Source organism: Microcystis sp. LE19-8.1F (assembly GCF_027531715.1).
In the GTDB taxonomy this organism is placed as follows: Bacteria; Cyanobacteriota; Cyanobacteriia; order Cyanobacteriales; family Microcystaceae; genus Microcystis; species Microcystis wesenbergii_A.
The window spans coordinates 1-22,481 of the sequence record NZ_JAPZSO010000030.1 but is presented as its reverse complement, the minus strand read 5'-3'; the positions used below and the strand labels follow the sequence as shown (position 1 = coordinate 22,481).

General features: G+C 42.6%; 19 protein-coding genes and 6 pseudogenes. 14 read left to right on the top strand and 11 right to left on the bottom strand.

Annotated elements, in window-relative coordinates:
• Positions 1-141 precede the first annotated feature (141 nt).
• Positions 142-828, bottom strand: coding sequence for a sugar transferase (locus O9334_RS03840; protein WP_072024852.1), 687 nt, complete (start codon positions 826-828; stop codon positions 142-144).
• Between the two features lie 108 nt (positions 829-936).
• The gene (locus O9334_RS03835) at positions 937-2,136 is read right to left on the bottom strand and encodes an acetate and sugar kinases/Hsc70/actin family protein (protein WP_288016776.1); all 1,200 of its coding nucleotides are present in this window, start codon (positions 2,134-2,136) and stop codon (positions 937-939) included.
• A gap of 293 nt (positions 2,137-2,429) precedes the next feature.
• Here O9334_RS03835 and O9334_RS03830 point away from each other — a divergent pair, with 293 nt between their 5' ends.
• The 5 genes from O9334_RS03830 (at position 2,430) to O9334_RS03810 (ending at position 8,468) form a co-directional block, all read left to right on the top strand.
• Positions 2,430-3,137, top strand: a complete 708-nt coding sequence (locus O9334_RS03830) for a Crp/Fnr family transcriptional regulator (protein ID WP_287999471.1) — start codon at positions 2,430-2,432, stop codon at positions 3,135-3,137.
• A 161-nt stretch (positions 3,138-3,298) separates the two neighbouring features.
• Entirely contained in the window at positions 3,299-3,637 is a 339-nt protein-coding gene (gene cutA / locus O9334_RS03825; RefSeq protein ID WP_045359751.1) for a divalent-cation tolerance protein CutA, read from the top strand.
• 174 nt (positions 3,638-3,811) lie between these two features.
• Positions 3,812-6,517, top strand: a complete 2,706-nt coding sequence (locus tag O9334_RS03820) for a phycobilisome rod-core linker polypeptide (RefSeq protein ID WP_045359749.1) — start codon at positions 3,812-3,814, stop codon at positions 6,515-6,517.
• 206 nt (positions 6,518-6,723) lie between these two features.
• On the top strand, positions 6,724-7,962 hold the full coding sequence (locus O9334_RS03815; protein WP_287999467.1) for an AAA family ATPase: 1,239 nt from the start codon (positions 6,724-6,726) through the stop codon (positions 7,960-7,962).
• Positions 7,959-8,468, top strand: a complete 510-nt coding sequence (locus tag O9334_RS03810) for a hypothetical protein (protein WP_190380927.1) — start codon at positions 7,959-7,961, stop codon at positions 8,466-8,468. The genes O9334_RS03815 and O9334_RS03810 overlap by 4 nt, the downstream gene beginning before the upstream one ends.
• 234 nt (positions 8,469-8,702) lie before the next feature.
• On the opposite strand, the pseudogene O9334_RS23035 reads toward O9334_RS03810, so the two are convergent.
• From O9334_RS23035 to O9334_RS03790, 3 pseudogenes are all read right to left on the bottom strand, one after another.
• Positions 8,703-9,198, bottom strand: a pseudogene (locus tag O9334_RS23035) (gamma-glutamyltransferase).
• Between the two features lie 130 nt (positions 9,199-9,328).
• A pseudogene (locus O9334_RS03795) lies at positions 9,329-10,210 on the bottom strand (HsdM family class I SAM-dependent methyltransferase); the annotation flags it as partial.
• Positions 10,211-10,416: 206 nt separating this feature from the next.
• Positions 10,417-11,766 (bottom strand): annotated as a pseudogene (locus O9334_RS03790) (IS1380 family transposase).
• Positions 11,767-11,955: 189 nt separating this feature from the next.
• Here O9334_RS03790 and O9334_RS03785 point away from each other — a divergent pair.
• The 4 genes and pseudogenes from O9334_RS03785 (at position 11,956) to O9334_RS03770 (ending at position 14,478) form a co-directional block, all read left to right on the top strand.
• On the top strand, positions 11,956-12,171 hold the full coding sequence (locus O9334_RS03785; protein WP_045359740.1) for a hypothetical protein: 216 nt from the start codon (positions 11,956-11,958) through the stop codon (positions 12,169-12,171).
• 62 nt (positions 12,172-12,233) lie between these two features.
• A pseudogene (locus O9334_RS03780) lies at positions 12,234-12,576 on the top strand (hypothetical protein); the annotation flags it as partial.
• A 1-nt stretch (position 12,577) separates the two neighbouring features.
• Positions 12,578-14,257 carry a glycosyltransferase family 39 protein gene (locus O9334_RS03775; RefSeq protein ID WP_287999459.1) on the top strand — a complete coding sequence of 560 codons (1,680 nt, stop codon included), beginning with the start codon at positions 12,578-12,580 and terminating at the stop codon, positions 14,255-14,257.
• Positions 14,258-14,268: 11 nt separating this feature from the next.
• The gene (locus O9334_RS03770; RefSeq protein WP_002752080.1) at positions 14,269-14,478 is read left to right on the top strand and encodes a hypothetical protein; all 210 of its coding nucleotides are present in this window, start codon (positions 14,269-14,271) and stop codon (positions 14,476-14,478) included.
• 105 nt (positions 14,479-14,583) lie between these two features.
• Here O9334_RS03770 and O9334_RS03765 read toward each other — a convergent pair whose 3' ends face one another.
• The 5 genes from O9334_RS03765 to rpmH all read right to left on the bottom strand — a co-directional run bounded on the left by O9334_RS03765 (position 14,584) and on the right by rpmH (position 17,222).
• The gene (locus tag O9334_RS03765) at positions 14,584-15,078 is read right to left on the bottom strand and encodes a Jag family protein (protein ID WP_045359735.1); all 495 of its coding nucleotides are present in this window, start codon (positions 15,076-15,078) and stop codon (positions 14,584-14,586) included.
• Entirely contained in the window at positions 15,078-16,226 is a 1,149-nt protein-coding gene (gene yidC, locus O9334_RS03760; RefSeq protein WP_002742604.1) for a membrane protein insertase YidC, read from the bottom strand. Before yidC ends, O9334_RS03765 begins: the two co-directional genes overlap by 1 nt.
• Positions 16,227-16,310: 84 nt before the next feature.
• Positions 16,311-16,706 carry a PH domain-containing protein gene (locus O9334_RS03755; RefSeq protein ID WP_002784373.1) on the bottom strand — a complete coding sequence of 132 codons (396 nt, stop codon included), beginning with the start codon at positions 16,704-16,706 and terminating at the stop codon, positions 16,311-16,313.
• A complete protein-coding gene (gene rnpA, locus O9334_RS03750) occupies positions 16,696-17,058 on the bottom strand; it encodes a ribonuclease P protein component (RefSeq protein ID WP_190381000.1) in 363 nt (120 codons plus the stop codon). Before rnpA ends, O9334_RS03755 begins: the two co-directional genes overlap by 11 nt.
• 26 nt (positions 17,059-17,084) lie before the next feature.
• Positions 17,085-17,222: a 50S ribosomal protein L34 gene (gene rpmH / locus O9334_RS03745; RefSeq protein WP_002739276.1), complete on the bottom strand. Its 138-nt coding sequence runs from the start codon at positions 17,220-17,222 to the stop codon at positions 17,085-17,087.
• A gap of 90 nt (positions 17,223-17,312) precedes the next feature.
• On the opposite strand from rpmH, the gene O9334_RS03740 reads away from it, so the two are divergent.
• Positions 17,313-19,277, top strand: a complete 1,965-nt coding sequence (locus O9334_RS03740; protein WP_287999453.1) for an amylo-alpha-1,6-glucosidase — start codon at positions 17,313-17,315, stop codon at positions 19,275-19,277.
• 90 nt (positions 19,278-19,367) lie between these two features.
• Positions 19,368-20,027: an HAD-IA family hydrolase gene (locus O9334_RS03735; RefSeq protein WP_287999476.1), complete on the top strand. Its 660-nt coding sequence runs from the start codon at positions 19,368-19,370 to the stop codon at positions 20,025-20,027.
• 180 nt (positions 20,028-20,207) lie between these two features.
• Here the strand turns inward: O9334_RS03735 and grpE are convergent, their stop codons facing one another.
• Positions 20,208-20,930: a nucleotide exchange factor GrpE gene (gene grpE, locus O9334_RS03730; protein WP_045359729.1), complete on the bottom strand. Its 723-nt coding sequence runs from the start codon at positions 20,928-20,930 to the stop codon at positions 20,208-20,210.
• Positions 20,931-21,394: 464 nt separating this feature from the next.
• Here grpE and O9334_RS22785 point away from each other — a divergent pair.
• From O9334_RS22785 to O9334_RS03720, 3 genes and pseudogenes are all read left to right on the top strand, one after another.
• Positions 21,395-21,637, top strand: a pseudogene (locus O9334_RS22785) (transposase family protein); the annotation flags it as partial.
• A 204-nt stretch (positions 21,638-21,841) separates the two neighbouring features.
• Positions 21,842-22,345, top strand: coding sequence for an ISAs1 family transposase (locus tag O9334_RS03725; protein WP_287999450.1), 504 nt, complete (start codon positions 21,842-21,844; stop codon positions 22,343-22,345).
• Between the two features lie 10 nt (positions 22,346-22,355).
• Positions 22,356-22,481 (top strand): annotated as a pseudogene (locus tag O9334_RS03720) (IS1 family transposase); the annotation flags it as partial.

The following is a 22,481-nucleotide window of genomic DNA, read 5'->3' as shown; positions in this document are numbered from 1 at the left end:
TGTGACACTGTACCTAATACGACTGCACACCGCTATAAGCTAGTGAGGTACACATATTTTTCTTCCCTTTTGACTTTTGCCTCTTGCCTTTTGCCTAAAACCCATAACTTTTGTACCTCAGCAGACTGAAAAACGCTATATTTAGCAGGCACCTTTTCCGCTTAAAACGACGGTGATGGTGCGCCAAATCAGATAAAGATCGTATTTAATTGACCATTTATGTTGATAATCTAAATCCATCTGCACTACTTCTTCAAAATTATTCACCTGTGAACGTCCTTTTACCTGCCATTCTCCAGTTAACCCCGGTTTAACTCGCAGACGCAGCCAATGATATTGATTGTATTTTCTCACTTCCTCGGTGGTGGGGGGACGGGTTCCGACTAAACTCATCTCCCCTTTTAAAACATTCCAAAATTGCGGAAATTCATCTAAGCTAGAGCGTCGGAGAAACTTGCCGAATTTAGTGATTCTGGGGTCGTTGTGATTTTTAAAAATATGTCCGTTAGCTTGATTTGTCACTAGATGTTGTTTTTTTTCCGCATCCACCTCCATGGAACGAAATTTCCAGATCATAAAAGGTTTTCCCTGTAATCCACAGCGTAGCTGACGATAGAAAATTGGGCCTGGACTATCAAGCTGCAGGACAATCGCAATCGCTGGTGTTAACATTGCCGTCACCAGTAACCCGATTATTGCCCCGATAATATCGATAAGACGCTTGCGCGGACAAAAAACGGAGGGATGAATAGATTCATCGAGAAAAAGGCCCCTTAGTGAGGAGCGAGAGGAGGAAGTGCTAGTTAAGAGCTTAAAGGAAAAATTCATAATTAGCTGTGCGATCAAGGCAGTCGGGCTTAGTATTGCCAACAATTACCCGACAAATTCTATTCACACCTAAATTGTGACTCTTAACCGAGACTGGGGTTGATTTTTTTAAGCATTATTGACCTTCTCACCTCTAAGAGCCGAAAATAAACAGAGACGACCCAAACCCAAGATTGCCGGTGAGAAGGTTTCTTGACTGGGGGCCTCTAGGTTGCAGCCGGCAAATTCCTGCTCTATTCCCGTTAAGAAACAGGGCCAAATGGTCAAGAAAAAATTCCCGCTAAAAATTATTCGATCGATATCCTCAAGACTTTTTTGCTGTTTTTCTAACAAATCATTAACTTTTTGTCTTAAATTATCTAGATATGGTAAAATCACCTTCTTATTTAAATCCCTGCGACTGACCGTCCAAGTATGACCAGCTAGAGAGGAGGTAAATTCGCTTTCTTCTTGAAGGATTAATTTAGTTAATCTAGCAGCTGCCAGCAAAGATTTTTTTAAGGGATTAGTATCGGTGAGATCGGAGGGGGAAAGAGGCAAAAAAGAACGCCAGAGAGGATAAATTAAGTGAGAGAGTATTGCCCGTTCATAGGTGTTTTCCCCGTAGTTAAAATGACTCAGAGCGATCGCTTGACGGGATAAAGAGCGAGTTTGCGGCGGGACTTCCAGCAGTGCTAAAGTGGTAGTCTCCCGTTTCCCTTCGATAACCAGTAGGGTTTGAGGTTGGGGTTGGTCGCTAGTGGGAATATAGGCCAGAGCAGTAGCGATCGCTGTTTCTAGACTAGATAGGCGATCGGGGGGTATTAGTTGCGCTGTGAGAAGGGCTTTTTTCAAGTCATCTGTGGGGGTTTCTCCGTCATCGCTGATAATAATAGCTTCTAATCGCTCTAGAGCTTCCCAGAGCCAAGAATCGGCCCTAAAATCCCGATTAGATAGCCAACTAATTAGATATTCGTCCACCTGGGAGCAGGGTAAGCGATCGCTTGTTCCCGTTGCCAGACTCCAAGAAAGAGGATAAAAATCGATCAGTCCTTGGCTTTCCCGAAAAAAAACGATTTTCACCCCTGGTGGTTGTACCTCCATTCCCAGGGACCAACGGGCAACTTCAGGGGTTCGATCGGGGAATAATAAGGGAGAAAGAAGCCCTCTAGCCGATTCTAAATGTTGACGAGTGGCGATAATTGTCTCGGAAGTAACTTCTTGCGGGTTAACTAGAGACGAGATCACCCCGGCAAGAATCCGCTCAATCTCGGTCAGTAGGGAGGAAAAATCCTGTTTATTGGTCACTGGATAATTAAAAATACCCACAACTGTCTATTGTAGAATCACCCGCCTAAAACGAACCAAATTTAAATAGAGCTTGCTGAATAATGGTAAAACCCTTTTAAAATAAGGCTTTTGACCTGTTAAAATCCGATGTTAGTGCTAGAAAATCGGATTGGAACCCTCAAAAACCTTGCATTATTCTCCTTGTAGTACATCGCTTGGTACAAAAAACAAGGGCAACAAAGCCTGAAACGACCGGCTACTGACTCCTGACTCCTGACTCCTGACTCCTACCCCCAGGAAAAACTTTTTCAGCAGACCCTAAATATTAAACCATGGAAGAAAAGCGCTATCCTGCGGAAAAATCAGCAGAGATTCAAAAATTATTGGATACAGCGACTTTATTTGTCGGTTTACCCCCTGAAGCCATCGATCGAGTTACTTCTCATGTTGTCACCCGCACTCATCCCGCTAATCGGGCGATTTTATTAGAACATGATTGGGGTGGTTCGGTTTACTTTATTCTCGATGGTTGGGTGAAAATTCGTACTTACAATCTGGAGGGCAAAGAAGTCACGTTAAATATCCTCGGTAAAGGGGAAATAGTCGGAGAAATGGCCGCTTTAGAAGAATCTCCCCGCTCCACCGATGCTATCACCCTAACCACGGCCACAATTAGCAGTATTCCCACCCAAGATTTTGTTAATCTGCTCCAATCGGAACCTTTAGCGGGAATTCGTCTTTCTCAGTTAATGGCCAAGCGTTTGCGTCAACTTAACCGGCGTTTACGTTTACGCGAGGCCGATAGTCTCTCCAGAGTCGCCGATACTTTACTCTTTTTAGCCGAAGGTCAAGGAGAAAAAAGCGGCCAGGGTGCGATAATTCCTAATTTACCTCACCGGGAATTGAGTAGTATTAGTGGCCTGGCCCGGGAAACCGTGACCCGCTCCTTGACCAAATTGGAAAAACAAGGACTGATTCAACGACAGCAGCAATCTCTCTGTATTCCCGATCTGGCCGCTTTAGAAAAAGCGATCACCTGAATTCAGTGATCAGTTATCAGTGATCAGTGATCAGCTATTAAAGACTGATTATCTATTCCTCCCATTGCCTATTGCCTGTTGCCTCTTGCCTCTTGCCTCTTGCCTCTTGCCTCTTGCCTCTTGCCTGTCCTGATATGTAGCCTATACTCAAAGGATTTAGTATGACTGAAAGATTAACCGGTTTTGGAGTGGTGCTGGTGACAACAACCAGCGAAACGGAAGCGGAAAACCTAGCGATCGCCTTACTTAACGATCGCCTGGCCGCTTGTGTCAGTATTTATCCAATTCGTTCCATTTATCGTTGGCAGGGACAGATTGAAAACGAGAGCGAATGGCAATTAGCGATTAAAACCGATTTAAAGCAGTTTGAGCAGTTATCGGCGAAGATCCAGGAACTGCATAGCTATGCCGTCCCGGAAATCATCGCTTTACCCATTGTGGCGGGTTCTCAGACCTATTTAGACTGGTTAGCCTCCCATACAGGTGGGGTGTCAGAATAGACCAATCGGCAACTTTAGCGAAAAAAATCTATATAATTCTTAATAAACTATCTCAGGAAGCGCAAAAAGTTTTAATCTAGATGCTGATTAAATTTTTAAACATCTGGTTTTAAGACCGATCGCCTCCACGATTGGAGAACTCAGCACATCGTCAAGGGAGATAGTTAAAATCCAATGAGTCTTAAGGCAAGCGGTGGCAGCTCCTTAGCGCGTCCCCAACTCTATCAAACCGTCCCAGTATCTGCCATTACCCAAGCAGAACAACAAGACCGCTTTCTCGATAAACCCGAACTCAATGAACTGATCGCCTACTTCCAATCGGGGAGCAAGCGCTTAGATATTGCCCAAACGCTCACCCGGAACTCCGATCTGATCGTCTCGCGGGCAGCTAACCGGATTTTTACCGGTGGTTCACCCATGGCTTACCTAGAAAAACCCCCCGTGGAAGAAATGGCTATGGTGGGTGCGGGTAAAGTTATCAACGTCCAGGAAGGGATGAAATTAGGAACCGTTACCTACGCTGAAAGCGGGTCTGGTGGCGGTGGTGGCTTCCTCGGGGGCTTAAAAGGGATTTTCGCCTCTAGCGGCCCGATTCCCCCCGGATTCCGACCGATCAACGTCTCTCGTTACGGTCCGAGCAATATGCAGAAGTCCCTGCGGGATTTATCCTGGTTCCTGCGTTACATTACATACGCGATCGTGGCCGGCGATACCAGTATCCTGATCGTTAATACCCGCGGTTTAAGGGAAGTTCTCGAAAATGCCTGTTCCATTGATGCCACCATCGTGGCCCTGCAAGAAATGCGGTCCGCTTCGATCGAGTATTTCCAGAGAGACAAGGATGCGGCCACTTTAATCAGTGACTATTTCAATATCCTACTGGGTGAATTAAAAGCCCCCACCCCCTCTAATAAACTGCGTCAGCGTCCCAGTAGTGACCAACAGGGTTTAAGTCTTCCCCAAAGCTACTACAACGCCGCCGAAAAACGGCAAAAGTTTGTCATGAAAACCGGTTTATCGGAGTCGGAAAAATCTTCGATTATCAAGGCCGCCTACAGACAAATTTTTGAACGGGACATCACCCGCGCCTATAGTCAGTCCATTTCTGACCTAGAATCGAAGGTGAAAAACGGCGACATCTCGATGAAAGAATTTGTCCGTCGTCTCGGTAAATCGCCTCTCTATCGTAAACAGTTCTTTGAACCTTTTATCAATAGTCGCGCCCTAGAATTGGCTTTCCGTCATTTCCTCGGTCGCGGTCCTTCCTCCCGGGAAGAAGTACAGAAATACTTCTCGATCGTCTCTAGCGGCGGTTTAGGGGCGTTAATCGATGCTTTAGTGGATTCTCAGGAATATTCCGACTATTTCGGCGAAGAAACCGTTCCCTATCTCCGGGGTTTGGGTGCAGAAGCGCAGGAATGTCGTAACTGGGGGATGCAGATCGACCTGTTTAACTACAGCGCACCTTTCCGCAAAGTTCCCCAATTTATCACCACCTTTGCTAAATACGATCGCCCCTTACCGGATCAGCACGTTTACGGTTCCGGAAATGATCCCCTAGAAATCCAATTTGGGGCAATTTTCCCGAAAGAAACCCGCGAACCTAGTTCTAGTCCCGCTCCCTTCGGTAAAGATACCAAACGTATCCTCATCCACCGCGGACCTGCCACTAATAACCAAAATAGCAACCCCGGCGCCCGAGGTGAATTCCCCGGTACTTTGGGACCGAAAGTTTTCCGTCTCAATAACGAGTTACCCGGTTCTAGCAATGGGGTAAGCGTTAAATTTGGCGAAAGTTCCACCCAAAGAGTGATTTTAGCGGCTTATCGTCAGGTTTTCGGTCGAATGCCCTACGAAGGTCAGCGTTTATCCGTGGCCGAGATTAAGCTAGAAAATGGCGATATTACTCTGCGCGAGTTTATCAAAACCCTAGCTAAATCCGAGGCTTTCCGGAAAATCTACTGGACTCCTCTCTATGTGGTGAAAGCGATCGAATATATTCACCGTCGTCTGCTCGGTCGTCCCACCTACGGTCGTCAGGAAATGAATCAATACTTCGATATCTGCTCGAAAAAAGGCTTCTATGCTTTAATCGATGCTCTGATCGATAGTCCTGAATATACGGAAGCTTTTGGCGAAGATACGGTTCCCTACGAGCGCTATCTAACTCCCCAAGGGATGCAGTTACGGATGGTGCGTTTGGGTAATCTCCGCGAAGATATCGGCCAAAGAGTTGATAAAGAGGAAACCCCGCGCTTTATTGAATTGGGTACACCTTCGGTCTCGATTCGCACTGAACCCGATATTCAGTCTCGTGTCGGTCAAGGTGTCACGGTTCAACGGGAACAAACTAAGGTCTTTAAACTGTTAACTAATCTCGATAAAGTTGCCGTACAAAATACTGTTCGCGCCGCCTATCGTCAGATTTTTGAACGGGATCTCGAACCCTATATCATCAATGCCGAATTTACTGCTTTAGAGAGTAAATTAAGCAATGCTGAGATCACGGTGAAAGAGTTTATTGAGGGTTTAGGTTGTTCGGATCTTTACCTGAAAGAATTCTATGCTCCCTATCCGAATACGAAAGTAATTGAATTGGGAACCAAGCACTTCTTAGGTCGCGCTCCCTTGAATCAAAAAGAAATCCAGAAATATAACCAAATTCTGGCAACTCAGGGATTAAAGGCCTTTATTGGTGCCATGGTTAATAGCATGGAATACCTACAATTATTTGGTGAAGATACGGTTCCCTATCGTCGTTTCCCGACTCTACCGGCCGCGAATTTCCCCAATACGGAACGCTTATACAATAAGCTGACCAAACAGGATAGTGAACTGGTTGTTCCCAGTTTTAAACCAGTAGTTAAGGTCGGTGGCTAATTAGTCCTTGAAGTTAGTTAATTTAGCTCGTGTTCAACACGAGCTTTTTTTCAGGACAAATTACTGGCCAAAATTTATTAAGTAGGTAGGCGTTAAAAATTATCAGATGCCCCCCTTATCAAGGGGGGATTAAGGGGGGATCGAACCTAAAATCCATTTTTAATTTAATTATAACCAGCTACTTATCGTCAATCAAGGGGGTAACAATGAGCCAAATTAAAGTTAAAAACTTCGGTCCAATTAAGGCGGGTTTAGTAGAAAATGATGGTTTTATCGACGTTCGGAAAGTAACGATTTTTATCGGTAATCAAGGAACTGGAAAAAGTAGCATTGCTAAATTATTATCAATATTAAGCTGGTTGGAAAAAGCTCTATATCGTGGGGATTTAGAGGAAAAATATGTGACTAAATATAATCGTTTTGTTAAATCTTTTTGTCAATACCAAAATTTAACCAATTACTTTTTACCCGAAACCCAAATTGAATACAATGGAGATGTTTATCGAATTAGTTTTGAAAATGCTAAATTATCGATCGAGCGTACTGATAATTCAAAGTATCGAGTACCAAAAATTATGTATGTACCAGCAGAGCGAAACTTTTTGAGTGCAGTAAGATGGCCAGAAAAACTCAAAGGACTGCCAGAATCATTATATACTTTCTGGGAAGAATTGGATCGCTCACAACAGGAATTATCTGGCAGTTTGACTTTGCCAGTAGGTGAGGTTAAATTGGAATTTGATAAACTCAATAGACTGGCCAAGATTGTGGGTAGTGATTATCAACTAAATCTATCAGAAGCTTCCAGTGGTTTTCAGTCTTTTGTTCCTTTATTTCTCGTTTCTCGAAATATTGCTTTATCGATTAATCGAACTCAAGAAACTTCCGGCAATGAACTCAGTGGAGAGGAGCAAAAAAGATTAAAAATGGAAATCGAGAAAATTATCTCTAATGATAATCTTTCCGATGACCTAAAAAAGGCGGCACTAGAAGTGTTATCTTCTAAATACCGCAATGAGTGTTTTGTAAATATTGTGGAAGAAATCGAGCAGAATCTATTTCCTCAATCGCAGAAAAAGATTTTATATAAATTATTTGAATTTGCCAATTTAACCCAGGGAAATAAACTAATTTTAACTACTCATAGTCCTTATATTATCAACGATCTAACCCTAGCTATCAAAGCAGATAAAGTTATCAAAAAAATCCTATCATCAGCGATTTCTAACGCCGATTATCTCCAAGAAAAGCTCAACCAAATTGTCCCGAAAGCCTCTTGTATAGCGGCAGAAGATGCTATTGTATATGAATTGACAGAGCAAGGAGAAATCCGAGAACTTGCTACATATAATGGTTTACCGTCTGATGAAAATTATCTCAATCTTTCCCTAGGAGAGACAAATCAGCTTTTTGATGATTTACTGGAAATCGAAGAACAGTTATGAAGATCAATTTCTTTGATAAAAAATGTCAGAGTCAAACCCATCGGCATAAATTTGGAATTTGTGATCAGCCACCTCCCCCAGAAACTCCCGCTTATTTAGATACAGAAAATCCCAGGGATTGGATTGCTATTGTGGAAAACTCTCAAGAAATTGAAGTGACATTTACCGCTATTGATAAATGTATTGAAATTAGAAAAGTCGATGGTAGTGGTATGGATAAACGCTGTGATGGAATGCTGACCTATGCCAATTGTTTGATTTTTGTAGAATTAAAAGAACGAAAGGGGAAAAATTCGGGGTGGGTAGGAGACGGAGAAGAGCAACTAAGAAACACAATTCGGGTATTTATTGAAAATCATGGTATAGAGGATTATTCATCTAGAAAAGCCTACATTGCCAATAACAAAAAGCCTACCTTTCAGACTTCACAAACGGAGAGGATGGAAAAATTTCGCCAAGAAACTGGGTTTAGATTAATCATTCAAAATATCATCAAAATTGACTGATTCAATTCTCTTTGATTCCCTTGCTCTGAAGATATTGATTTTCTAGAGTTTAGAGATATCCTAGTTTGATATTGAATCTCACCCTGAATCCGTTGCCAAGCTGTGATAGACTCCTCATACTAAATCCAGTTATTAAAAACTGATTATCTATTCCCTCTTTTGCATGAGTGCATGAGTAGAAAACGGGTTTCTCGGAGAAACCCGTTTTCTGTGCGTTACTCAACGGATTTAGTATTAGCATCCCAAAGCTAACCCATCGGACCGAGGTTCGCAAGCGGCTAGGAAAATTCCTTGTTTTTGCAGGATAATTTGACCCTTGCCAAAATGGGAGGAATCTGCGATCGCTACCTGATGGCCTCTGGGGGTTAATCCGGGCAGTAATTCGGGGGCTGCACCCCTTTCTAAAAGTACGCTGTTTCCCTGTAAAAATCGCCATCTAGGGGCATCAAGGGCGGTTTGAGGATTGAAATGATGGTTAACCATGTTTACCGCCATTTGTCGGGGGACTTGGGGGGGCATCGGCGCGCCCATCACTCCACATGGGGCCAAAAGTGCCATCATCCCAACGGAGAAAACTGGGGATAATCAGATGAAAAGGGCGTTTAGCGGGGGCAATGCGGTTAGGATGACCCAATTCGAGGGTAAAACCACTAGCACGGTTAGGCAGGGCGATTCCCGTCTGGGGAACTAAAATACCACTGGCAAAACCATCATAATTGGATTGTATCAAAGATACCAGAAAATCTCGATCGCCTGTGGCCAGATAGACGGTTCCCTTCTGGGGTTTTTGGTAGAATTAATGGTGCGAACAAGTGTATTAGTCTAGAATTTCTCACCTTCCCCGATGGAAGTTGGAAGCATTAAGTCTCGGTGACTTCTAAACTGTCCACAATTGTCCGAAAGCTTTCTAATCCAGCTTCGAGGTTTTCCATAATCTCCAAAGCCAGCACATCGGGGTCGGGAAGGTTGTCAAGGTCGGTTAAACTTTTATCTTTGAGCCAAAATATATCGAGGCTGGTTTTATCCCGGGCGATAATCTCATTATATGTGAATTTTCGCCAGCGTCCTTCGGGATTCTGTTCTGAATAGGTTTCGCTGCGTTGATGACGATTTTGGGCATGATAACAGGTGATGAAGTCCTGTAAATCGTCGGGTTTTAAGGGGTTTTTCTTGAGGGTAAAGTGAATATTGGTGCGGAAGTCATAAAACCAGATGGCTTTTGTCCAAGGGTCTTTAGCGGCGGGTTTATTATCGAAAAAGATGACGTTGGCTTTCACTCCCTGTTTATAAAATACGCCGGTGGGTAATCTGAGGATAGTATGCAGGTCGGTGGTTAATAATAGTTGTTTGCGGACGGTTTCCCCAGCGCCACCCTCAAAAAGGACGTTATCGGGGACAACGACGGCAGCTTGTCCTGTGCTTTTGAGCATGGAACGAATATGCTGGACGAAGTTGAGTTGTTTATTAGAAGTGGTTGCCCAAAAATCCTGACGATTATAGGTTAAGTCTTCTCGGTCCTGTTCCCCGTCTTCATCGGTAAAAGTCAGGCTGCTTTTTTTGCCGAAAGGGGGATTAGCAAGGACATAATCGACGCTAAGGGGAGAAGGAGCAATCAGGGCATCGGTGGAGGCGATAAAGCATTGCTCATCGTTAATATCGCCGATATTATGCAGAAACATATTCATCAATGCCATGCGTCTTGTATTGGCGACGATTTCATGACCGTGAAAGGTGCTTTTTTTGAGAAATTCTTTCTGTTCTCGGTCTAACCTGCATTATTCATGAACCAAAAAACAAGGAACCCGAAAAACTGGATTTACATCCAGTTTTTTTGGGGTTTAAATAAGTAAGTAAAAATCCTTAATCAACCGCACAAAATTAACAATTAAAGCCTGAAAAAGCAACTAAAACTGTCATTTAGATACAATAATACTAGGAAGGCTTGGCTTTAAAAAAAAATTAATTGAACTCCACTAGAAAGTCGCTGTGAAATTAGACTAATTTCATAAGCAAATGGACAATGAGCTGCTAACTCAACTAATACTTTTCTGACCGAAACACTAACTTTTGCCGCAGTTTTAATAAGAGTTTCTTTTAAACGAGAAACTGTCGCCTTTGCCAATCTTGTCCCCTGTGCTGCTTGCCGAATCCCCAGCAGCAAAATATAAGCAGCTTGAGATAAAAACAGACGAAACTGATTGACAATAAATTTTTGACAACTGAGTCTGTCAGCTTTGATTCCTAGTTTTAATTCTTTAATTCTATGCTCCGAACTAGCTCCTCTTTGGACATAAAAATCATCCTAGAGTTCTTGGGCATCTGTGAGTAAATTGGTAACGATAAATCTGGGGTTAGCCCCTTTTTCTAGCCATTCTGCCTTCATTACTACTCGTCGTGGCTCTTTCCAAGTCCCCGCCGCATAATAAACATCATCAAATAATCGGGCTTTTTCTCCCGTGCGATGATATTGTAATCTTGCTTGATCCAGAAGATAACTAATTTTTTGTTTCAAGACTGCATTACTACTATAACCAAACGCATATTTAACTTCACTGCGTTCGCAAACTTTCAAGATTTCAGGCAAGGAGAAGCCCGCATCTCCTCGTAAAATAATTCTTACTCCTGGCATCGCTTTTCTTAACCGCCAAAATAGCCATCTTAGTATCCCCGCTACCCCTTTACCTGGGGGAGAATTTCCCGCTCGAAGTTGTAGAACTAACGGGTAACCGCTCGCAGCTTCATTAATTAATACGGGAAAGTAAATATAGTGTCCATAATAACCATGAAATAAGCTTAGTTGCTGATGCCCATGAGTCAAAGCATCCCAGCCATCTATATCTAGCAATATTTCTTCTGGTTGTTGTGAATAACTTTTGAGGAATTGGTCAACAAAAAAGCGACGCATTCCTTTGATTTCTCTGTTTGTTACCTGATTCTCCCATCGACTCATCGTTGGCTGACTAGCTAATAATTCTTCTCCTGGAAGCGGAACTTTATCGCAAGCAATCTTAAAAATAGGATCATCACGCAAATAGTTACTGTCGTTGCTATCTTCATAGCCCGATGCTATTTGATAGACTCGTTGACTAATTAACTGATGTAGAGAATGTTTTACTTTACCTGGCTCTCGATTATCCTCCAAACAATCTGCTAATCCTTCACAAATTTTCAGTTGTTCTTCTGCTTGTCTAACCAGAAGTACCCCCGCATCTGAACTCAAATCAAGGCTAGAGAACTTGGCTTCTAAAGGTTTTTTGGTAAAGAAGTTTAGCGAAATTTTAGAAGAAAACTCAGTCATGATCAACGAAAATTTTAACTCTTACTGTCCCTAACATTATAGAGTTTTTTGTCCCCTTTTTTCTGCTTTTTTAACCATTATTTTCTCTCCTGAAAGCCCAGTGACGGAGAGACAAAACAGACTGTTGTTGAGATCAAGTCGCTGTAACTTATATCTGGTAGTGGTTTCAGGGTTTTTTACCCTACTCTCATGAATAATGCAGGATATGTCACCCGGCGCAAAATTAGTGGCGGGACTCGTTCGGAAGCGGGACGGCGAGCCAGAGATACTTTTGTCGGCTTGAAAAAGACTTGTCGGAAGCTGGGTATCTCGTTTTGGCATTTTCTCATCTCCCGGTTGCGAGGAGATGGGCAAATCCCACCCTTACCTGAGGTAATTAGGGCTAAAGCTTTGGCTGTTACTTAGGCTGCTCCCACAGCCTAGTAGCTTGGCTATGGCTTTTCTACCAGCACTTTTTGAGAATTTACTACGCAATCCTCTTTGAAAATGCCGAGAATAGCTGTTTTTTGGGAAGGAATCGAAAACGCCAGGGGCGATGATGGTTTAGAATTAGAGGGAACCCTGGCGCTCAATTCCCCACTATTTGGAGAAGGATACTGGCTCAATTATGGTACACCCCAAGACTCGGAATTAAGGCAACAATTCCCCGAACCCGATTTGTATTCCGATTGGATGAAAATGGGAGAATATTTTTATCGTCTCAGTGGGGCATTAATTGCCCGGGAGGAGTATGATTATCCTAATTGCCGTCAAGATATTTCCCCATCGGAAGCGGTTAAAATAATCGAATCTTTTGGAGATAACAATTAAATTGAATTTATCTACAGTCATTTCTGATCTACAACAAAGAAGCAAGGAGCGGTTAGCTTGGTCTGATTTTTGCTGGTTAGGATTAGTAATAATTTTGGGACTGGTTATTAGGTTAACACAATTAACTAGCAAACCTCCCTGGACGGATGAATTTGCCACTATGGTTTTTAGTATTGGCAATAATTACCAGATAGTGCCGTTAAATCAGATAATTTCCCTGGCTACTTTATTAGCACCTCTCCAGAGCAACCATCAGGCAACTATTGCCGATGTAATTAAATTAGTTATTCAGGAGGACAATCATCCACCTTTATATTTTATTTTCGCCTATCTCTGGAATAAATTATTCTTTGATCGGGGAGAATATGTATCTTTAGAAGGAATGCGATCGCTGGCAGTATTTTGGGGAGTTATTTCGATTCCTCTAATTTATTTTATCAGTAAATTGGTCTTTAAATCAGGCTCGATCGCTTTTCTTGCGGCGATTTTAATGGCGGTTTCTCCCTACGCGGTTTTTATCTCCCAAGAAGCGCGCCATTATACTTTAGCGGTTGTATTTGTCCTCATATCTTTAGGCTGTTTTCTGAGGGCAAGCGGCCAAATTATCCACCATCAAAGAATATCCCATACTTTGGTTTTTTTCTGGTTAATTGTCAACTGTCTAGGGTTATTAGTCCACTATTTTTTTAGTTTAACTATCCTAGCGGAAGCAATAACTTTATTATTGATTTTATCCAATCAAATCAAACAAAAAAACTTTTGGATAACTAATTGGTGGCGTTTAAGTTTAGTTTTTTTAGGTAACTTGAGCTTTATTGTTATTTGGTTGATCACGGTTGTACCCAAAGATTATGGCAATCAGATGACCGGTTGGATTCAGAGAGACAATGATAGTTTTTTAGCAGTAATTAGCCCCTTTTTTCAATTGCTGGGAACATTAATTACTATGCTTTCTCTGCTCCCCGTTGAATCAGAATCTTTAATAATTATCTTGATTTCTGGCGCAATAATGATCGGGTTTTTTCTCTGGATTATCCCACAATTAAAAACAGCGTGGCTAGACTCCTATAAACCAGAATTAGGCATTCTCTCGGCATTTTTTCTCAGTTCAATTGCTATTTTCTTTGTCATCACCTATCTGCTCTCGGTCGATATTACCCGGGGAGCTAGATATAGTTTTGTTTACTTTCCCTCGGTAATTTTAATTCTAGCAATTTTATTAGACAATTGTTGGCAAAGGCAGCAGCAAAAAATCGTAATTATTGTAATTATCATGGCTTTAATTAGTTCCCTAAGTGTTACTTTTAATTTAGGCTATCGCAAGTATTATCGCCCAGATAAATTAGTTACCACTATCGAAAATAATAGCCGTTATCCGTTAGTAATTGCCACTAGCTATAGGAGTTTAGTGCAGGTGGGAGAAATGATGGGAATTGCTTGGGAATTTAACCAAAAATTTCCCAACAAAAACCCTAAGTTTCTCTTAGTTAAACCAGAACAAAAGCCAAATTTTAATCTGCCATCTTCTCCCCCTTTTGAATTATGGTTAATTAATTTCCATTCTTCAATAGATTTATCGGACTGTCAACTCTCAGAGTTATCCTCCAATTATGTAACAGGTTATCAATATCAAAAGTTTCTCTGTGGGCGATCGATGGATTATAATAATAAAGTTAAGTAGGGCTATTAACTATGATTATTTGGGTAAATGAACAGATTGACCCCTGCGGTTTAGTACAAGCTTGTATTGCCTGTCAAGACGAACAAGCGGCAAAAGATTGTCATCAAAGTTGGTTAACCAATCTTACGGACGAACAAAAACAAGCGGGGTGGGTAGCAGTTTTAAGAACCGTAGAATCCTGGGATGATGTACCGGTAAATGCCCTGAAGTTAAGTTATTAAATCTCCTGCAAAAATCAAAAATCTTCCGTTAGGTGAAGAAACTCCGAGACAGGAAATATCTGGCTAAAATAAAAAAGAGGGCAGGTTTTACCCCACCCTTTGGTCTTATTTTAAACGAATTACTAACCGGCGATCGGGTTCCACGCCGCGACTTTCCGTGGTTAAATCGTTTTCTTCCTGAAAAAAGGCATGAATTTGGCGACGTTCTGCCGAAGATAGGGCTTTTAATTCTATTTCCTGTCCTGTTTGCCGCACTTGCGTCGCCGCTTGATTCACCCAGTCGAAAAGTTCTGCCTGTCTTTGTTGACGATAGCCATTGATTTCGACAATATAGAACTGATGTTCTGCCGCCTCGACACCAATATTCAGAATCGTATTAGCTAGGGATTGAATCGCATCCAGTCCCTCACCCTTGTTAGCGAGGAGGAGTTCCACTTGTTGGGGACTCAATTGACTACTATCAATAATTAACCAACAGGAGGAAGGTCCAGTTCCCAATTCCTGCACACCAATCTGGACATCTGCGGTCATGGCCATCAACTTTAGCAGTTTTTCCAGCCATTGTTTAGCTTTCTCGCTATTTTGCTCCCATATACTCATTACGATGTTTTTTCCTTTTTCTTGCTAGAACGTTTTTCAAAGGGGAGAGCATCGCGGGATTTTTCCGTTTTTTCCTGTTCCGCTACCAATTTTTGCAGGTTTTCCGGTAAAGGTTCCCGCATCAAAATCACCGTTTGAATAGTTTGGAAGATGTTCGCAGTTAAGATATACATCAATACCCCCGCCGGTAAGGGGAAAAACAGGAACATCATACTAAAAATTATCGGGGTGATTTTATTCACCGTTTGCTGTTGTTGGGCTGCCCCTCCCGAAGGCGCGCCGGCACCGGATAACTCTTGGTTAACATAGATACTAATACCAAAAGCGATCACCATCGCCAAAATATCCCAGTGAATTTCACCATTCGCACCGGTGGCCCCAATTCTTCCCAGGGCCTCAATAAAGAGAAAACCCGTATTAGCGGCAATCCCCGGCACGATAACTTTAATACTGGCATCTCCGGGGGCCAAAGCGACGATGGAACCGTCTTCATTAACTTGCACCAGTTCTTGCCCTTTAACTACCTCGTAGGTGGGTTTTAGGTTATTTTCGGGCGCTTCCGTGGCTAATTGGCCCAAAGACTTGCCCTGGTCGTTTTGCAGGTCGATTTTTACCTGTTCTCCCGGGGCGATTTTATTGCCTTGGGGTAAAAAAGCGGTGATGGGATAGTGGAGAGACTCGTCAATATAGACGTTTTGGGGTTTGGTGCCATAGGGTTGGCGCTGGACGAGGGCGATTTGTTCGCTTGGCAGCACTTGTAAATCGACGGTATAGTTAATATCCGAGAAAGGGGAACCCCGCAGCGTCGCAAATAAAGCCAAAAGAATCGGCATTTGTAATAACAGGGGTAAACAACCGGCTAGGGGATTGCCCAACTCCTGCATTAATTTGCCCATTTCCTCCTGTTGTTTTTGCGGGTCGTTTTTGTAGCGTTGTTGAATTTCTGCCTGTCTTTCCTTCATCAAGGGTTGAGTGATTCGCATTTTTCTCATATTGCGAATCTGGCCGGCACTGAGGGGAAAGACGGCAAATCTCACCACTAGCGTTAAAGCAATGATGGCGAAACCGTAACTATGCACAATCCGAAAGAAAAAATCTAGGATTGGCAACATGATATTTGTGGAAATAAATCCGACTCCAAAATCCATGGGTTTAATCTATGCCTTCTCGTTTAATGGGGGTTCACTTTGACAAATCTAATTTATCGAATCGCGGCGATCGATTATTTTGTTTTATTGACTTATGATCGATTCTAGGGGACGACCGGTTTTATCGGCGACTCTTTCGGCAATGTAGTCATGAATTTCCCGGAATTTCGGCATCGCACGCATTTCTAAACGACTTCTATCCTTGAGAGTTACGACAATATCCCCCCAAACACCAATTCCTCTCGGCATTTTTGCCACTTTTGCCACTTCTGAATAGATAATATCCGTGCGATCACGTCCCATCCAACCCCCGGTAATTGAAATCCGCCGATCGGTTATCTTATATCTTAACCAGATTGCGCGTACTACTGCCCCAACGGTCAAAGGTAAACAAATCACCGTAAATCCTAGCAGTATATTGATGATTAGGTCGCCGATGTGCGGACCCCCTTCATAAAAAGTTTCTTCTTTAATGCCCATGAATTATATTGGCCTTCACTAACAACTGCTTTAATTCTCGCAAAAAATGTTCATAATTGCACTCGATCGCCCCAGGACGGATAATGATTATCCCTCGCCATCCTGCTGCTATTTCTGGCAATAACTCCCGAATTACTGCTCTTATTTGTCTTTTTAGTCGATTACGAACCACCGCTTTTTTACTAACTTTCTTGCTAATCGAGATGCCAAAACGACTGGGGCCGGGGGCATCCTGGCAAGAATCCTCTAAACTAATTAAGGTTAAGTGGGAACCGTGATAACGCTTCCCTGTTCCATAGACAGCTTGAAAATCCTGTCGATGTTTTAAGCGATGAATTTGGGGTAGTCCCACGAAAATTAGTCGGTTCCCAGAATAACCTAAACACTTAAACGATAGCGCCCTCTTTTCCGACGAGCTTTAATTACTTTACGTCCGTTGACGCTACGCATTCTCGCTCTAAATCCAGAAGTGCGCTTCTGTTTGCGCGTGGTTCCTTCTAAAGTACGTTTACTCACTGCTGATTTTTCTCCTTAAGATAGAGTTAGTCTATAGATATAAAGACACAATTTTCTATTATAACAAAATTACCAGGAATTTGGAAGCCCATGGTCAAGCTCCGTTTTGGTCGAGATATCTGCAATTATCTCCCGGTGGCTGAAAAGCGCGAATGGTTGGTCACTAATGGTATTGGTGGTTTTGCCGCGGGAACTGTGGCCGGATTGCTAACTCGCTGTTATCATGGCCTCTTGATCGCTGCCTTGGCTCCACCGACGCAAAGAACGCTTCTTGTGACTAAAATCGATGAATCGGTACAATATAACCAGAAACTTTATCATCTGGCCAGCAATCGCTGGTTAGGTGCTACGATCGAACCGCAAGGCTATATTAACATCGAAAGTTTTCATCTGGAAGGCACAATTCCCGTCTGGACTTTTACCTGTGGGGATGCCTTACTAGAAAAGCGTATCTGGATGGAACAGGGAGAAAATACCACCTATACTCGCTATACCTACCTTCGCGGCAATTCTCCTTTAACCCTGAATCTGACTGCTTTTGTCAATTATCGTGATTTTCACGGCAATACCCAGGGTTTTAACTGGCAAATGGCTATTAGTCCCCTAGAAAAAGGAGTCAGAGTGATTGCCTATAACCATGCTGTACCTTTTTATCTATTAATCAGTCAAGGAGAGGTTTTTCCCGCTCATATCTGGTATTATCGCTTTGATTTGGCCGTGGAACGTTATCGTGGTTTAATCGATCGGGAAAATCATCTCCATGGGGCTAGTTTTTCGGCTACTCTCAAAGTAGGAGAATCGGTGACAATTGCCGCTAGTACCCGTCCCGATCCTAATTTAGACGGTCAATCTTCTCTAGAGTCTCGCTATCGCTACGAAAATAGTCTGATTAATCCCCAGCAGCCCCCATGGATTCAACAACTTACCCTGGCAGCTGACCAGTTTATCGTTAGTCGTCCTCTCCGGGATCAACCAGAGGGCAAAACGATAATCGCAGGTTATCCTTGGTTTGGTGATTGGGGTCGCGATACGATGATCTCCCTAAGAGGATTAACTTTGACTACAGGCCGACCGGCGATCGCCCGTCAGATTTTACTAACTTTTTCCCGTTATCTAGACCGGGGTTTATTGCCCAATTTACTGCCCGATGGCGGAGAAATGCCCGAATATAACGCTGTCGATGCTATTCTTTGGTATTTTGAAGCCATTCGTTCCTATTTTAACCAAAGCCAAGATTTTGAGTTTCTCAGAACTATTTATCCCGCTTTAACGGAAGTGATCGCTTGGTTTCGTCGCGGTACTCGCTACAATATTCACCTAGATGACGATGGTTTGATCTATGCCGGCGAAACGGGAGTACAGTTAACTTGGATGGATGCCAAAGTTGATGATCGGGTGATTACTCCCCGCATCGGCAAACCCGTAGAAATTAATGCCCTTTGGTTCAATGCCCTAAAAATTATGGTTCAATTTGCCCATTATTTGGGCATGGATGCCACTGATTACGAAAAAATGAGAAAAATGACCTTAAAAGGGTTTTCTCGCTTCTGGGACGATTCTCTAGGGTACTGTTACGATGTTTTAGATACGGACAAGGGTAATGATGCCAGTTTACGACCGAATCAACTTTTTGCCCTGTCTTTGTCGGTGGAGGAGTTATTAAATTCCCCACAGAAAAAGGCCATTCTCGATATTTGTACTGTCAAACTGTTGACTTCTCGCGGTTTGCGATCGCTAACTACCGATCATCCCGATTACCGTGGCGTTTACAGTGGCGATCGCCTAAAAAGAGATAGTGCTTACCATCAGGGGACAGTCTGGGGATGGTTATTAGGGGCATTTATCGAAGCCCATCTGAAAGTCTATCGCGATCCTATCCTAGCGGAGAGTTTTTTAACACCGATGATCGACCATCTTCGGGATAGCTGTATCGGTAGTTTAAGTGAAATTTTCGATGGTAATGCCCCTTTTACCCCTAGGGGCGCTTTTGCCCAAGCATGGACGGTGGCAGAGGTATTAAGAGTTTGGCAAGCGATCCGAGAATTTCGGCCATAATCCTTTAAAATGAGCAATTGTTAGGTGTGTTAGGCCAGCTAAAGGGCCGACCCTAAAAACCTCAGTTCGATGGTTATAGACAAAACTCTCATGCAGAAACCGCAAGTTATTTTTCTCGATGCTGTGGGGACCATTTTTGGAGTAAAAGGCAGTGTCGGAGCAATTTATAGTCAAATAGCGGCGGATTTTGGGGTAGAAGTGGCGGCCGAGAGACTAGAACAATCTTTCTCCGCTATTTTCCCCACTTCTCCCCCCCTGGCTTTTCCTAAGGTTGAACCGGCACAAATTCCCGAGTTAGAGTATCGCTGGTGGCGATCGCTGACGGGGGCAGTTTTTAATAATTTAGGTTATCTGGAAAGATTTCCCGATTTTGAGGCTTTTTTTAGCGAACTTTACCATCATTTTGCCACGGCCGAGCCTTGGTTGCTGTACGAGGATGTCATTCCCGCTTTAAGACTCTGGCAGATTCAGGGGATCGAGTTGGGCATTATTTCCAATTTTGATAGTCGTATCTATCAAGTTTTGGCCGAATTAGGCTTAGAATATTTTTTTCGATCGATCACAATTTCTTCCCAGGCAGGAGTCGCTAAACCCGATGCTGAAATTTTTCAAATCGCCCTAGAAAAACATGATTGTTCCCCCGCACAAGCTTGGCATATTGGCGATAGTAAAAAAGAAGATTACCAAGGAGCAAAAGCCTTGGGTATAGAAGCATTTTTAATTAAAAGATCCATAGGGTTGGCTGAATAAATCTAAAAACCTTGTGGGATAAGATCTTTGGCTCTTCTGGGTAAAACCCCCCACCCCACACCCTGCCCCCACGAATAAATAGGTCAAGAGAGAAAAAGTCTTTCAGTGGGAATAGGGGATAGCAAGGGAACAGATACCCCCCAAAACCCAAATAACTAACCACTTTTTAAGATCGAGATATTAGACCGATTCCTCTAATGAAATGGCAGCCGCTTCTGACTGTTCGGCGTTAGGATCCGCCTCTTTGGGGGCAGCCACTTTTACCAAAGCATGACGCAAAACCTGTTCTCCGAGAGTGTATCCTCGCACTAACTGCTCGATCACCGTGCCTTCGGGATGTTCATCGGTGTACTCCCGCATCATCGCTTCGTGGTAGGTGGGGTCAAAGGATTGACCTTCCGGACGCATGGGGGAAACACCTAAACGCTTGAGACTCTCTACTAAGGTTTTATAGACCCCTTGGTAACTCTTGTGAATACCCATCTCGCCATCGTTAGCTGGTTTAATTTGAGTACGGGCGCGCTCAAAATTATCCACCACCCCAAGAATTTCCATCAGGGTTTTGCCCTTGATTTTGGTTTCCAGTTCCTCTTTTTCTTTGCCTGTGCGTTTGCGAAAATTGTCGAACTCGGCCGCTAGACTGATATAGCGTTTCTTATAGGCATCAACCTGTTGGGTTTGCTCCTCTAACTGCTGCTTGAGAGTGTCGATTTCCTCTTGTAGAAAATCGATAGTCATGGCGCCCAGAAGAGGAAATTCCTCGCTGTCAGCGGTTTCGTCCGTCACCGTTTCGGCCTCATCGGTGACACTCGCTTCTGATTCGGTTGCCAGGAATTCGGGGGAATTACGAGAATATTCTTGGTTTTCGTCGAAAATTGCTGAGTTATTTGGTTCTGCACTCATCATGGTATGCACGTTTGGGTTTAAATCTGGCTATATATGGCCATTCACTGCTAATTTTGGCCTTTAAACCAGTTAACAATCAAGTTTCAACCTTTAATGTAACATTTAATGTAACATTTTGTGGAGAATATCCATAAGTACCTAAGCAAAATTAATTACACATCTAAGCTCTCAGCCGTCAGCCTTTTGCTGTGATCAGTAAACAGTGAACTGAAAACTCAAATCCGATCCCTGATAGCTGTCTCGGAGTCTCGCTGTCTCGGAGTCTCGCTGTCTCGGAGTCTCGCTGTCTCGACTAGGAAATTAATTTGGCACGACTACTTATATCCCCCCGAAGTCGGGTAGGGCTGATTCATTCTCGAAGACTAAAAAAAAAGTAAGGTGAAAAAACTCATGTAAAATGAGTAATGTTTACCTTATCTTTTTATACTATGCAGAGGCTAATCTAAAAATTAAAGAAAGTCAAATATTTTCGGAAAAGTTCTGGAAAAAGACACCAGCTATGGCTCGTACTTTTAATCATTATCCCGGCAATTATGCAGTCCTATACTAGCTATAGGGCTATCGGTGACTTGGCTAAATACAACCAATCATTATTAACAAAATACTTTAAACTACCTAGGAAAAAAGTTCCCTCTTATTCAACCATTAGAAGGGTTTTAATGGGATTAAATTGGTCAGATCTCTTATATAGTTTTAACGAATGAGACCGGGAATAGTATCAGAATAAAGAGGGATTAGATTGGATCGCTATTGATGGCAAAAGCCTGAGAAGTACCGTTATCAATCACGATGATGCAACCCAGAATTTTGTCATGTTTGCTTCTTTCTTTAGTCAGGAAACAGGTATAGTATTACACCTAGAGCAATGGGAGAATAAAGAAAGCTCATAAGTTCATCAAGTTCAATATATGGTAAGAAATACAGAGCTAACAGACATAATTTTTACTCTAGATGCTTTACACTATAATCGAGTTACTCACCAAGAGATTATTGATTCTAATAATGACGATTTGATAACTCTCAAAGTTAATCAATTAAATTTATATAAACCCGTGGAGGAAGTGAAAAAAAATTCTCAGCCGGTGAGCATTGATTGTGAAGACGACAAAAGTCATGGACGAGACCTAATCAGACTAACATCAGTCTTTAATGTAACTCATCCTTTTAATAGTGTTTGGGAACACATTAAAAGTTATATTAAGGTGGAAAGGTATGGTGAAAGAGGGGGAGAAGAGTATTATAATTGTGCCTATTACATTAGTAGTTTGGTAGAAAGTGATCAGACTTTTGCTCGAAAAATCCGAGGTCATTGGAACATAGAAAATCAGTTGCACTGGGTAAAAGACGTAATTTTGGCGTTGCATAATAGAGATATGAATGGAGGAAATCAAAATGCAATGACCTGGGTGTAAATCTACCCATATCCGTAAAAATGGCATCAATAAACAAGGTAAACAAAATCCTATTTGTGTAACCGGTGGCCGTCAATTTATTGATAACTATGAAAAACAGAAAGGCTATGACGAAAAAACGAAGCGAGAATGCCTA

Bases quoted from the DNA above. Each gene is read 5' to 3' on its own strand.
- O9334_RS03840 (WP_072024852.1), bottom strand. From the start codon at position 828: ATGAATTTTTCCTTTAAGCTCTTAACTAGCACTTCCTCCTCTCGCTCC.
- O9334_RS03830 (WP_287999471.1), top strand. From the start codon at position 2,430: ATGGAAGAAAAGCGCTATCCTGCGGAAAAATCAGCAGAGATTCAAAAA.
- cutA (WP_045359751.1), top strand. From the start codon at position 3,299: ATGACTGAAAGATTAACCGGTTTTGGAGTGGTGCTGGTGACAACAACC.
- O9334_RS03820 (WP_045359749.1), top strand. From the start codon at position 3,812: ATGAGTCTTAAGGCAAGCGGTGGCAGCTCCTTAGCGCGTCCCCAACTC.
- O9334_RS03815 (WP_287999467.1), top strand. From the start codon at position 6,724: ATGAGCCAAATTAAAGTTAAAAACTTCGGTCCAATTAAGGCGGGTTTA.
- O9334_RS03810 (WP_190380927.1), top strand. From the start codon at position 7,959: ATGAAGATCAATTTCTTTGATAAAAAATGTCAGAGTCAAACCCATCGG.
- O9334_RS03785 (WP_045359740.1), top strand. From the start codon at position 11,956: ATGAATAATGCAGGATATGTCACCCGGCGCAAAATTAGTGGCGGGACT.
- O9334_RS03770 (WP_002752080.1), top strand. From the start codon at position 14,269: ATGATTATTTGGGTAAATGAACAGATTGACCCCTGCGGTTTAGTACAA.
- O9334_RS03765 (WP_045359735.1), bottom strand. From the start codon at position 15,078: ATGAGTATATGGGAGCAAAATAGCGAGAAAGCTAAACAATGGCTGGAA.
- yidC (WP_002742604.1), bottom strand. From the start codon at position 16,226: ATGGATTTTGGAGTCGGATTTATTTCCACAAATATCATGTTGCCAATC.
- O9334_RS03755 (WP_002784373.1), bottom strand. From the start codon at position 16,706: ATGGGCATTAAAGAAGAAACTTTTTATGAAGGGGGTCCGCACATCGGC.
- O9334_RS03740 (WP_287999453.1), top strand. From the start codon at position 17,313: ATGGTCAAGCTCCGTTTTGGTCGAGATATCTGCAATTATCTCCCGGTG.
- O9334_RS03735 (WP_287999476.1), top strand. From the start codon at position 19,368: ATGCAGAAACCGCAAGTTATTTTTCTCGATGCTGTGGGGACCATTTTT.
- grpE (WP_045359729.1), bottom strand. From the start codon at position 20,930: ATGAGTGCAGAACCAAATAACTCAGCAATTTTCGACGAAAACCAAGAA.
- O9334_RS03725 (WP_287999450.1), top strand. From the start codon at position 21,842: ATGGTAAGAAATACAGAGCTAACAGACATAATTTTTACTCTAGATGCT.